The sequence below is a fragment of the Candidatus Thiosymbion oneisti genome, from assembly GCF_900092655.1.
In the GTDB taxonomy this organism is placed as follows: Bacteria; Pseudomonadota; Gammaproteobacteria; order Chromatiales; family Chromatiaceae; genus Thiosymbion; species Thiosymbion oneisti.
The window spans coordinates 1-11896 of sequence record NZ_FLUY01001082.1; the positions used below are offsets into that span (position 1 = coordinate 1).

The 11896-nt window shown below is 58.4% G+C and carries 8 protein-coding genes; 1 reads left to right on the top strand and 7 read right to left on the bottom strand.

Annotation, left to right across the window (positions count from 1 at the left end):
• Positions 1-469: 469 nt before the first annotated feature.
• Both BQ17_RS10985 and BQ17_RS10990 read right to left on the bottom strand, forming a co-directional pair.
• The gene (locus tag BQ17_RS10985; RefSeq protein ID WP_089727001.1) at positions 470-1852 is read right to left on the bottom strand and encodes a hypothetical protein; all 1383 of its coding nucleotides are present in this window, start codon (positions 1850-1852) and stop codon (positions 470-472) included.
• Positions 1853-1924: 72 nt separating this feature from the next.
• Complete coding sequence (locus BQ17_RS10990) at positions 1925-5035, bottom strand: NACHT domain-containing protein (protein WP_089727003.1); 3111 nt, start codon at positions 5033-5035, stop codon at positions 1925-1927.
• A 330-nt stretch (positions 5036-5365) separates the two neighbouring features.
• Here BQ17_RS10990 and BQ17_RS10995 point away from each other — a divergent pair, with 330 nt between their 5' ends.
• Positions 5366-6748 carry a hypothetical protein gene (locus BQ17_RS10995; protein ID WP_089727005.1) on the top strand — a complete coding sequence of 461 codons (1383 nt, stop codon included), beginning with the start codon at positions 5366-5368 and terminating at the stop codon, positions 6746-6748.
• Between the two features lie 43 nt (positions 6749-6791).
• Here BQ17_RS10995 and pncA read toward each other — a convergent pair whose 3' ends face one another.
• Genes pncA through amrB form a run of 5 tightly spaced genes read right to left on the bottom strand, consistent with a single transcriptional unit; the run spans position 6792 to position 11590 of the window.
• Complete coding sequence (pncA, locus tag BQ17_RS11000; RefSeq protein WP_089727007.1) at positions 6792-7400, bottom strand: bifunctional nicotinamidase/pyrazinamidase; 609 nt, start codon at positions 7398-7400, stop codon at positions 6792-6794.
• The gene (locus BQ17_RS11005) at positions 7397-8872 is read right to left on the bottom strand and encodes a nicotinate phosphoribosyltransferase (RefSeq protein WP_089727010.1); all 1476 of its coding nucleotides are present in this window, start codon (positions 8870-8872) and stop codon (positions 7397-7399) included. Before BQ17_RS11005 ends, pncA begins: the two co-directional genes overlap by 4 nt.
• A 42-nt stretch (positions 8873-8914) precedes the next feature.
• The gene (locus BQ17_RS11010; protein WP_089727012.1) at positions 8915-10165 is read right to left on the bottom strand and encodes an HlyC/CorC family transporter; all 1251 of its coding nucleotides are present in this window, start codon (positions 10163-10165) and stop codon (positions 8915-8917) included.
• Between the two features lie 11 nt (positions 10166-10176).
• Entirely contained in the window at positions 10177-10755 is a 579-nt protein-coding gene (gene amrA / locus BQ17_RS11015) for an AmmeMemoRadiSam system protein A (RefSeq protein ID WP_089727014.1), read from the bottom strand.
• Positions 10742-11590, bottom strand: coding sequence for an AmmeMemoRadiSam system protein B (amrB, locus tag BQ17_RS11020; RefSeq protein ID WP_089727016.1), 849 nt, complete (start codon positions 11588-11590; stop codon positions 10742-10744). Before amrB ends, amrA begins: the two co-directional genes overlap by 14 nt.
• Between the last annotated feature and the right edge of the window lie 306 nt (positions 11591-11896).

An 11896-nucleotide genomic window follows, 5' to 3' on the forward strand; every position in this document is an offset into this window, starting at 1 on the left:
CTTACCGGAACCTCCAGCCCTGAGCATAAGCCGGGGGTCGGCAAGTGGCACCATCCTGCCGCCGCTTTGGATTTGGCCGTGTAAAGGTTTACGGCCAGGGGAAAGCGCCGTCGCCACGGCGCGTGGGAAATCCGGCACCTGGGTTCCCGGCAAACGCCGTTGGTATCCCCCGTCGCTAAGGCTCGATTTGGCCGCGCCGCTCTGCCGGCGCACTCCAAAACAGTCTGGAGTCCGTAGGGCGGGTCAGGCGCGTGCACCAAGCGCCGCGATTGCCGCGGCGGTGGGCGCGCCGTCACCCGCCGGATAGCCGCGGGTGGCAGCCCGCAGGTCGGGTCTAGGTCAGGGATGGCCACCACCCGACGGAGGTGGCTGGCATACGGCGGATGGCGCAAGCTTATCCGCCCTACGCGGCCCTCCAAAACAGTCTGGAGTCCATAAGAGCCAGGTTTTTTTGTGCCCGACATGCCGGTCACCGCTCGAATGTCTCGATGGCCTTGTCGGCCCCATAGCCGCCTGCCTCCAACAATTGGTCGAAGAGGTCGAGGCATCGGCGGCGGAGGTCCGAGTCCTGCTCGGCCTGGCGATAGGCACGGAGGATGAGATTGCTGAGGCCTTGCGCGGCCAATGCCGATGAGTGGCCTGTGTCGCCGGTCGCCGACTCTACCGTCTCGATAAACCGCTGGCCGACCCGAAACAATAAGTCGGGTGGCACATCGACTGCCTCTTCAATGACATCAAAGAAGCTATCGGCGTTCTCCGAAAAGGCCCTGCTCTCGATGAATGCCTTCACCACCGGCAGCGCAGACTCAATGCGGTGTTCATCCTTGGTAGTCCATGTCCAATGCCCGGCTGTTCGGCGTACCTCTTGATCGAGGTCGTTGAACAGGCCAATCAGTGAACCTTCACAATAGACCCGATCCGGTGCCGTCCGTAGGTTGCGGCTCAAGACCTCGGCTGCTCCCTTGCGAGACTCGGTATCCCCATGGATCGCTGTCTCGGCCAAGGGACGCGCGTTTTCGTTTGACAGGGCCGCCAAGACCGTCTGCCGAGCCCCCCCTTGCCTCGCCCGCGCGATCGATGAGGCGAGCATCCGCTCCAGGATCGGTCGAACCTGCGCGTACTCGGTATCTGCCGTGTAGTACAAGAAGTTCTCGACCATTGGCGATGCCAACAGCTCCTCCTCGGCCTCGCAGAGCCGTAAGAACAAGGCGATAGCCTTGGATCGGTCGTGGCGCAGTGCCTGTGTGCAAGTCTCGGCTACGCAGCTCCGTACCGCAAGCGAAGGATCGGTGACCATGGATTCCAGTACTGGGGCGAAATACTCCCAGTACCTCGAATCCTTGGCGATCAGATCGGCGATTGCGCTTGCGGCACTACCCCGCACCGAATTGATGCCGTGAAAATGGGGATCGCCGCCATAGTATGGACCGTTTGCTCCCGCGTCTTTGCGCCACAACTCCTCGGCCGGGTCCGGGTCCTGGGTGGCATACCAGGCGATCACATCCAGCATGGTGTGCGGTAGATCCTGGTCACCGTGGCTGGCGATGGTGCGTGGGAGCCAGCGCCCGTGCGGGCGGTTAGGGCAATTATGGGCGTACTCGACGACCTGGCCCAAGAGGTCTGTCGCTAGTCCGGCGTTCTCCAGACCTCTCACGATGGCCTCGAAATAATGCTCGTTGGCGTCGTCCGGTAAAGCGAGCATGAGCCTCGCGAAACGCTCCGGTTGGGCCTTGGTCTGTTTTTCCAGAGCTCGCGACAACTCTATCGCCCCACCGCGAATTCGATCTCCTAGCCGTTCACTTTCGTCGTCGGCGTATTTGTCGATAGCGGAAAGCCATTGATCATCGGTCATCCTGGTAATCGCCTGATCGGGTATTGGTGGTTCAGTACCTCTAACTCGAACCTCATAAGGACGTTCCAGTTGCTAACCCAGGGATGATGATTTGCGCGAGAGCTCCCCGAGCCGCCGCCTTCCGGTTTGAGACAGCTTGTTTTCCGGCAGAACGCCAAGGAGCATGAACTGCTCCATGCCGTAGTGCCACCAGAACCGGCGTGCCCGGTTTCGGATGTACGCTGTGCCCTCTGCCAATTCCTCGGCGTTCGATGGCCGCCACTGTTCATAGTGGTTCAGGAGCCAAGGCTCCAGTCGTGCGACCTCGTTTGCTTCGAGGTGGGGGGCGAGGGCCTGCAACAGGCAGCGACAGTCCCAGAGTTCCTGATACCTGTACCAGAGACCCCAACGGGACCAGGTTTCCTCCAGGTAGTCGACAGCAAAGGCTTTCCAGGCATCTCCCTCGATCGCTAAGGCCCGTAGCAGGACCACATGCGCGGTGCGGCACTCCGAGGTCCGAAGTCGGTCGAGGGCCGTGCGAAACAAATCGGGTGAAGGGATGGCAATCTGCTTGAGCGCATTTACCAAGGAAATGAGCAGGGCATCCGACTCCTGATGGATCGAGTTGCCGAAGCCCCCGTACCAGATCCGGTCATTGAAGGGTGGATCGGCCTCCCGGATGGCGGCGAATTCAAGCAGTTCCAAGAAGGGATCGAGCACGGCCGCCACGAACTCCGCAGGGACATTTTCCACTAATTCCATGAGCCGATGATCGGCGATGACTCCTTCGGTCGCTGGATCGTGAGCGGATGGATCGGCCCTTCCCACATCGTCTTTCAGCAACCGCAGCCAATGGCCCAGGGCGCGGCAGGCAACACGCTGGTTTTCAAATGAACCATGACAATACATGTCGAAGAATTCATGATAGGTCTGGCAGATGAACGCCCAGTCGCGTCGTGAGCCGGATGCCAAGCGATGGAAGAGTTCCTCGATTCGCTTTGAAGAAGTTGCAACACCGACCCGGGTGATAACGGACAGGATTCGCTCGTCCTGTGCCTCCGACCGACCGGCCACGCTCTCCAGCAAATCGGCCACTCGCTCCGGCTCGGTGTTTGCCGACCGGCCCAGCCAGTTGAAGGCGAATGTCCTGGTTTCCGGACGATTGTCTGTCAGCCACTTGGTCACGACGCCCTGATCGTGCAGGAACCGGAACCAAGCCGGAGACGACCACAAGACATCGCGCACCGGATCGGTTAGTCTTCCGGTTCGCTCCGGGAGGAAGTCTTCGAGGATTGCCCACTCCTCGGGTCGCGGGTCGCTGACCTGTCCGACTACACCGATCATCAGCTTCTTCATGTGGAAGCGGATCTCGGGCGCGTTCAGGCAACTCTTGAGATCGTCGAGATAGGCATCGAAGCCGTCGAAGTCGTCGTCTCGGCGATAGGTCAGGATCTGGCGTACCTGGGAGCGGCGGAACAGATCCTGCTCGGCGGAACCCAGGAATGCGAGCAGGGATTGCCCATGCTCATAGAATTTCCGGGCGAAGACGTAGTCGAAAAAGCCCTCGTGGAAAAAGCCGATCCGGCTCCCCTGGCGGACTACTACATGGGCGGAGACCAGAGCGTCCAGATCCGCATACCGGGAGGAAAACAGACCGCGCGGCACCGATAGGGCCTGTCGCTCGTTGATCGTGTCGCAGAGCTCATACAGCAGGGTCTCGAAGGCGTTCCTGTCATGGAGCACCGGGAGCAGGTCGGTACGCTTTCGGCGCCAGAATTCGTCATACAGCTCCTTCGCCGATGTGAAGCCCACGGGTTGATCAGGTTTTTCGCGGATCACGCCGGCCAGCAGGAAGAGGTGAAGAGGTAGGCGCAGCAGCTCGATCTGCTTGGCCGTGAGGCGATCCGGTGACAGCCCGAGATGGGACACGGCCTCCTTGACCTGCTCCGGATCGAGCAGACCGACGGTGATGGATTCGGCGCGATCTTTTTCCTGCTGTCTCAGGTCCCGCAGGCGGTGATCGTGCTCCAGATCGAAGGTACGGCAGACCAGCAGCAGGCGCATATTCGAGTGCGTCCTGGCCTCCCGCACCATGGCCGCGACCGCGTCGAAGACCTCCGAGCGCCGTCCCGACACGACGCTCACTGCGTCCAGTTGCTCGATGACCAGCAGGCAGGGATCGCCCGCCGCCAAGCCGGCCAGGATGGCTACCGGGGATTTTTCGCGCTCTAAGCATTGCCGGCCGATCTCAGCGGGTCGTCGCGTCGGATTGAGGCGATCCAGTCGGAAGGGTAAGACCGGCCATCTGGCATCGGCAATTTTTTGCACGATCTGGCCGGTCACGCCGGTCTTGCCGATTCCCGCAGGTCCCACCAGAAAAAGAGTCTTTGTGGACCCCGAGAGATCGCGGAGGGCCGCGACCGCCTTATCCGCTTCGGCCCGCGGCAATACCAGGTCTCCGATGGAGAAATCCTGAGATTCGAGATAATCGTCTCGACATCGATGGGCACGTGCGGTCAGGTTTTTATCCGGTGCCACATCGGAGGAAAGGATCCTGCGCTCTTTCAGAAGGTCCCAAAGTTCCTGGGGTGTGATCCGGCGGTGAACCGCATCCAGGGCGAATGCCGCAAGCATCCCATATGCGGCCTGCGGATCACTCGTCAGGTAGGCGTCGAGAAGCGCCAGAACCGTGCTGTCCAGCTCCTGTTCATCCAGGGTGGTCCATCGAGTATGGCGTAGGGCCTTCCAGGCTTGCTCGTCGCTCGCTTCCCCGAGCCCCTGCTTGAATCGGTCGAAATCGCGCTTTAGTTCGAGGCTGAGGGAGTCCCGAAATGCAGGAAAGTCGGCGGCGATTTCCGCGCGCTCCCGGAGTTCAGGGAGCGACTCGGGTGCCTGGGTGGAGACGAAGACGAACTCCGCGTCACCGGCCAGCACGTGCTTGCGTATCCCCTCCAGCACGCCTTCCCGTGCCAGATCCGCGACGGTCCAATGGCCTCTGCCGGCCTGCTGTCGCTTGACCTGATGGGCCTCAATCCGGCCGTCTTGGCGTTCCAAGCGGAATTCGATGCCCTCACCCTCGGCACCGATGGGTTCGAGATGGATATACGTGGCCTCGCCGGTCAGGAGCCGTATGAACTGCCGGACGGTCCATCGCAGCTCGTAACGGTTACCGATCTTGTCCGCACCGCCGCCGGGAAATGGCATAGAATCTCAGGTAGTGGTAATTTTCTAAATGGTTGACGTAGAGTGGCTCATTATGCCCCATTTCTTGATTCGATCCCCTCTCCCTGGCCCCCTCGCTGCGCTCGGGGCAGGCTCTCTCCCGGAGAGGGTGTCGCAAAAGCCCCTCTCCCGCCGGGAGAGGGGCTTTGAGGCTTAACTTAATGGCATTGGGTTGGGGAGAGGGTGATCAAGAACAGTCCTGCACGCGATTTTTTATGCAGCGCATAAACTTGACTCATTCGTAAAGATGCGGGTCCGTCAAGAAATTCTAGTATACAATCGCACCGGTCTGAATCGCATCAACAAAGATAAATGTTGGAATTACTTCTTAAGAACAAAGGCTTTTCCCAGCGGTTTTTCTTCACTATTCTCCTGATGCCGCTGCTGTTCTTTGCCTGGACTCAGGCTGCCTCTGCCGAACCGGCCCGGATTGAGTGGAAGCTCCTGTATGAGGAGACCTTTGACGATACCCTGGTCAATGATCCAACACCTTGGATCAGGGATGCTTATGGGCAGGGCAGCCCATGGCATGTGGGACCGATAGATGACGACGGGGAATTCTTCAAAGCTGCCGAAGGGGAGGAGTTTCAGAAGCAGTTGGAATCATTTCACACCCTACGCAAGCGATTCGCTTTCGGTCGAGATGGTTGGCTGACGGCCGAGTTGGCAGCCCGAGACAGGGACAAGGATGGTATTCCCGATGGTGCTCCCGCCTTGTCAATTTCCACCTTGGACGATGGGACAACCGGGGCCGTCATCGACGTGCCCGATCACCACGGGGGCCTCCTCATCCGTTCTACCCACGCTCTCCCGGCTCAGTATCGAATTGAATATACGCTGGTAAAGGTGGATTTCGGAGGCTCCAGGTATGATCGTTGGGAATATGGAGGTAAGTTCAATGGCTATGAGCCGAAAGGAGCCAAGACCCGGCACCCTTGGCTCTGGGGTCCCAGTGTCGAGTTATTCGAACCATATGAGGACTGGTATGATGTGCGATCCGCCAATGGTTTCTATTATTTAGGTATTGTCGATCATCCAAATCCCGCTCCCAGAAATAACGTTTTTATCCATACCCATCGAAAGGTCGTAATCGACAGTTATAATCTTTTGGACGATCAGGCTTACTTCAAGACCTGTAATCCTGCGACGGGGGAGTACTATATCAGCCATGACAACACCTTAAATATGCTGTTCCTTACGACCATATCGACCAAAGAGCACCCAGAGACCGGGGTGATGACGGAGACCGAGTGTGGGATCAACGAAAGCGGGCGCTTGGAAGTTTTCACAGCAGGCCAGCTTGTCCCGGAACTGATGCCGAAGAAACGCTACCGTTTTGCAATCGAACGCGACAGAAGCGGTTACACCCTCGAGGTCAGCGGCTATCTTCGTTTTATCGGCGAGACCACCCTTCGCTACCATAGAGATTTCGTTCAGAATGGTCGACCCATTTGGCATTACAACCAGAGTCCGAACGAATATGCGGGGAATTTCGATACGGTTGTGGCCTATGGAGAAAAATCAGTCCACAGCTGGCCCGCGGGATCTGCCTACCCAGACTTCTTTATCATTGGCGACCCCCATACCAACTACTACGAGGGGACCGCCTTCATTGACGATATAAGACTCTATGTTCCAGCAAAACAACAGCCTGCGCAGGTTGGGGTGAGGAACAAACCCTTGAAAATAAAATAATCTGTGGAAATCTGCGCAATCTGTGGATAAAGAAAGTAAGCAATCAAACATCCTCGCTCATCACTATCTCGATACCGACTGCCTTCATATCTGCAATTGCTCTATCACCATCGCCTGCATTGATATTGACTGCCCGTGTGGCATCTACCACCACTTTGGTTTTGAATCCCAGTGAATTGGCATCCAGGGCAGTGAATTTCACACAAACATCCAAAGCCAGGCCCGTGATGTATACCTCATCCACCCACCGTTTCTTCAGGTAATCCCCCAGTCCGGTAGCGTTTTTGTGATCGTTGTCGAAAAAACCGCTATAGCTGTCTACTTCGCGATCTATCCCTTTTCTAAAGACCTTTGCGATGCCTTTGCTGTTCAATCCGGTGACGAGTTCGGCACCGACCGACCCCTGCACACAATGGATCGGCCAGAGGATCTGTTCTATACCGTTGAGCATGATAATCTCGCCGGGATGCTTATTATGGTGAATGGCAAAACTCTTGTGATCCGGCGGATGCCAATCCTGGGTGGCGACTACCAACCCGAATTTGTCCATAATCTTATTGACCACGGGCACCACCTGCTCGCCTTCCGGGACAGACAAGGTGCCGGTGGGTGTAAAGTCGTTTTGGATGTCCACTAAAATCAGCGATTTCATGTCTTCTCCTGTGTTTTAAGTCTTGCCTGCAGAACCAGTTTCGTTTTCAGTTCATTCAGTGATTTTTCATTACCTACCGGGTAGGTATGTGGATTTGCCAAGCGCATCACTGTGGGGTGGAAAGCGCTGATCTCTTCTTGTACCTTTTGTTTGATCTCTTCAATAGCGGGAAGTTCATAGACCAGCTTGCCCTTGCGGTAGATGGGGACCAACAGATCTTTGTGGCGGATATTCAGCCCGATTTTTTTCTGTCGGCTGGTATCGGAAGGATCGATCAGGGTACACCCGGCGCTCATATCGGTTTTCAGATCGTAAATGACATCGCCGTCATAAAGGTCGTCCCGGTAGTATCGCCTGACCTGCTGGATTCCGGGGGTTGTTGACTTTGCCGATTGGTCTGAAATCTTGATCTTGTACGCCCAGTCCTTGCCGGGGGTTCTGATGGCGGAAAGCTTGTAGACACCATCCAAGGCCGGTTGATCGAAGGCCGTTATCAGTCTGGTACCGACCCCCCAGATGTCGATTCTGGCCTGCTGAGCCTTCAAATTCCGGATGCTTGTTTCGTCCAGGTCATTGCTGGCCACGATGCGCGTATCCGGAAATCCGTTTTTATCCAACAATTCACGGGCCTTGATGCTCAAGTCTGCCAAATCGCCGGAGTCCAGTCGGATTCCTGATAGTTTGTATCCTTTTTCCTCCAGCTCCTTTCCGACTTGAATAGCCTTTTCGACACCAGCGATAGTGGAGTAGGTGTCGACCAGGAGTACACAGTTATTGGGCATCGCATTGGAATAGGTGCGAAAGGCCTCCGTTTCATCGGCAAATGCCATCACCCAGCTATGGGCGATGGTGCCTCTGACTGGAATGCCAAATCGTCTTCCCGCCAGTACATTGGATGTGGCATCGCAGCCCCCGATATAGGCCGAACGGCTTGCCGTCATAGCACCATCGACCCCCTGGGCCCTGCGGAGACCGAATTCGAGCACGGGATCTCCCTGCGCTGCCCGACGGATTCTGGCTGCTTTGGTTGCGATCAGCGATGGAAAATTCATCAGATTCAGCAAGGGGGTTTCCAAAAGCTGGCATTGGACGATGGGACCCTGCATGCGAATCATCGGCTCTAAAGGAAAGACGATGGTGCCTTCCGGGACGGCATCCATGCTGCACCTGAATTCCAGCTTGCTTAGATAGCTTAAAAAACCTTTATCAAAAAGAGGATTGCCGTCATTTCCCTTGATCGATTCCAGATATTCCAGATCTTCCGACTTAAACCGCAATCCATTGATGTAATGGATGACGTTTTCCAAGCCACAGGAAATGGTGTGATTCCCGTTAAAAGGCGCCTGACGAAAAAAGAGATGAAATACACTCTCTTTATCTGCCATGCCGGATTTCCAGAACCCATAGGCCATGGTTAGCTGGTAAAAATCGGTCAGCAGTGAGTTGGATGCATTATCGATGGGATTGATCATAGTTCGTGGTTCGTCCGATTTTCAAGGTCCCCTATTGGCGCTTTATTTGACAAACTTTACTGTTTTGACCGCACTTTCGGCCGTATGCATGATCTCGATGGCATGACCGCCGAGCTTGAGACTGGTTCCCGGCTCGGGGATGGCCTCCATATGCTCGATGATCAGACCATTCAGGGTTTTGGGGCCGTTAGTGGGCAGCTTCCAGCGCAGGGCGCGGTTCAGCTCTCGCACGCTGATACCACAGTCGATCAATAGGCTACCGTCCTCACCCTGGTAGATCTCCCCGATGGCATGCGCCGGGTCCGAGGCGAACTCCCCAACAATCTCCTCGAGCAGGTCGGTAAGTGTGATCAGCCCCAGAAAGTCGCCGTACTCGTCCACGACGAGCCCGATCGGCTCTTTCTCTCGCTGGAAATTCAGCAGCTGCTGATAAAGTTGCGTGCCCTCAGGGACGAAGTAGGGCCGGCGGCCGATCTCGCGCAGGTGCGTCTTGCCGAGTCCCTTGTCGAGTAGGGCGTGCAGGGCATCGCGCACATGGATGATGCCCATAACGCTGTCGATATCGCCGTCGAACAGGGGCAGTCGCGTGTAGGCGGCGTTTTTGAGCCGGTTGATGATCTCTTCCTCGGTGTCCCGGAGGTCGATCCCATCGACCTCGTTGCGTGGAATCATGATATCTTCCACCGTGGCGTTTTCCAGATCCAAGATCGCCAGCAGCATGATCCGGCTACGCTCCGGGATCATGGCCCCGGCCTCGCTGACCACGGTGCGCAATTCCTCGCGCGACAACGCATTGTCGCGCCCGTCCTCCGGCCGCACCCCAAGCGCCCCCAGCAGTCCGTTGGTCACCCGGTTGACGGACCACACCAGGGGGTGGAGGAGCTTCAGGAGCGGGGTGTAGAGGAACGCGGCGGGGTAGGCGAGGCGCTCGGGGTGCAGGGCGGCGAGGGTCTTGGGCGAGACCTCGGCGAAGATGAGGATGACCAGGGTCAGGATGCCGGTCGCCGCGGCGATCGCCCCTTCGCCGCCGATGCGCAGGGCGATGAGGGTCGCCAGCGCCGAGGCGAGGATATTGACGAAGTTGTTGCCGAGCAGGATCAGGCCGATCAGGCGGTCCGGGCGTTCCAACAGCGCCCGCGCCAGCATGGCGCCCTTGTGGCCCTGCTCCGCTTGGTGCTTGAGGCGATAGCGGTTGAGGGTCATGAGCGCCGTTTCGGAGCCTGAGAAGAAGCCCGAGAGCAGGATCAGAAACAGCAGGAACAGGAACAGACCGGGGAGCGAGATGGTGTTCAATGTCCGAGTCCCTATTCGGAAAAGGATTCGGTTCGATAGCGTCTGACCCGAACCCGGTCCGACCAGTAGTCCGGTCGGAGGCCGGCCTTCTGCTTCAGGTGGCGCAGGAAGGCACGGGGCTCGGGTAGACTCTCCCAGACCGTAGGCAGAAAGGTCCCGCGGGCGGCCCCCTCCTCGAGGATCAGGCCATCCCGACCCGGCTCGATCATCCGCAGCAGTTCTTCTTCGGAGGTGAAGGAAAGGGGCTGCGACGGCGTCAATACCGAAATCTCGATGGAGAGCCGCGCCAGCTCCGGGCGTGTCAGGGGCCGGAACCTGGGGTCCCGGAACGCGGCGGCGAAGGCGTTCTCCGCCACGTCCGACACCAGGGGCTGGACGGCCTCCAAATGGCCGATGCATCCGCGCAGGGTCCCTCCGGTTTCCAGGGTCACAAACGCCGCCCGTCGCTCCCTAAGGTTGGCGGGATAGTCAGACGGGACGACCGGCAGCGGACCACCCTGGTCCAACCCATGCGCGATCGACTGCCTCGCCAGCGCCAGGAGTGTGCGTCGCTGCGACGGGTCGAGCGGATCGGGGTCAGCTGAAGGCATAGGCGCCGTAGCCTACCACCTGGTCGCGGGGTCCCGCCGTATCACCGGAGTTACGCAGGTCCAGGGTCTGCGCTTTGAGGCCATGGCGCTTTGCCTCGCGCAACAGGCCGCCCAAGGGAAGGTGGCCGCAGGCCTGGGTGGGGGTGATGGCCTCCGGACGCAGGGCCTCGATGGCCCGGGTGGTCTCGGCGTCCGTGGCCACGGCGTGCGCGTAGTCCAAGTAGTGGCTGAGGTCCGAGCTGACCACAATCAGCGTCTCCTCGCCGCCCCACAGGCGCGCGATGACCTGAGCAACTTCTTCAGTACCGGTGGCTTCGGTAGCAGCAGCGCCGACCAGGAAGGGGACGATACGGAACGCCTGCAGGGATAGCTGGAGGAAGGGCAATTGCACCTCGAGACAGTGCTCGCCTTCGAACGGCGCCTCGTAGCAGCGGACCTGCGGTAGATCGCGGACCTTTGCAAACGCCTCCCGGTCCACGGGAACGGATCCCAACGGGGTGAGAAAGGTCTCGGCGGCACTGTAGGCCAAACCGGTGAAGGGGACGCGGTGGGAAGGCCCGAGCAGGACGATGCGTGACAGCTCCCCGGCGTGTGCGGCGAGCTGCGCATAGGCGCTGCCGGCGACAGGTCCCGAGTAAATGTAGCCGGCATGGGGAACGATCAGGGCCTTCGGCGTCTCGGTTTTATCCTTCTCAGTGCCGGCGATCTTGGTTCCGACGGTCCCGGCGGCCGCGAGGAAGGACCGGACCGCTCGGCGCAGCTCCTGGGCATCCGCCGGATAGAACATCCCGGCGACCATTGCCTCTCTGGCCATTGTCTCTCTGGTATTTGTCATCGCTTGTCCTCATGCCCCGATCAGTCTTTCGCAGGCCCGCATGCCTCATCAGAACGGCTGACAGCGCCCCGATTTTCGGTTCGGCCCTGTCGCCAGGTTGAATTCGTATAGCATCACGACAAAATCCTCCTGGTAGCTGGTAGCTGGTAGCTGGTAGCTGGTAGCTGGTAGCTGGGGTAGCCTATCTCGACAGACTGAGAAGGTCCACTGGACTTTCAATCCTGGTCTTACCCTGAGGTATCCCCACATTATTGCAATCTAAAACAACGAGTTATGGAGCGAATGAGCGGCCACGATGCCCTCATG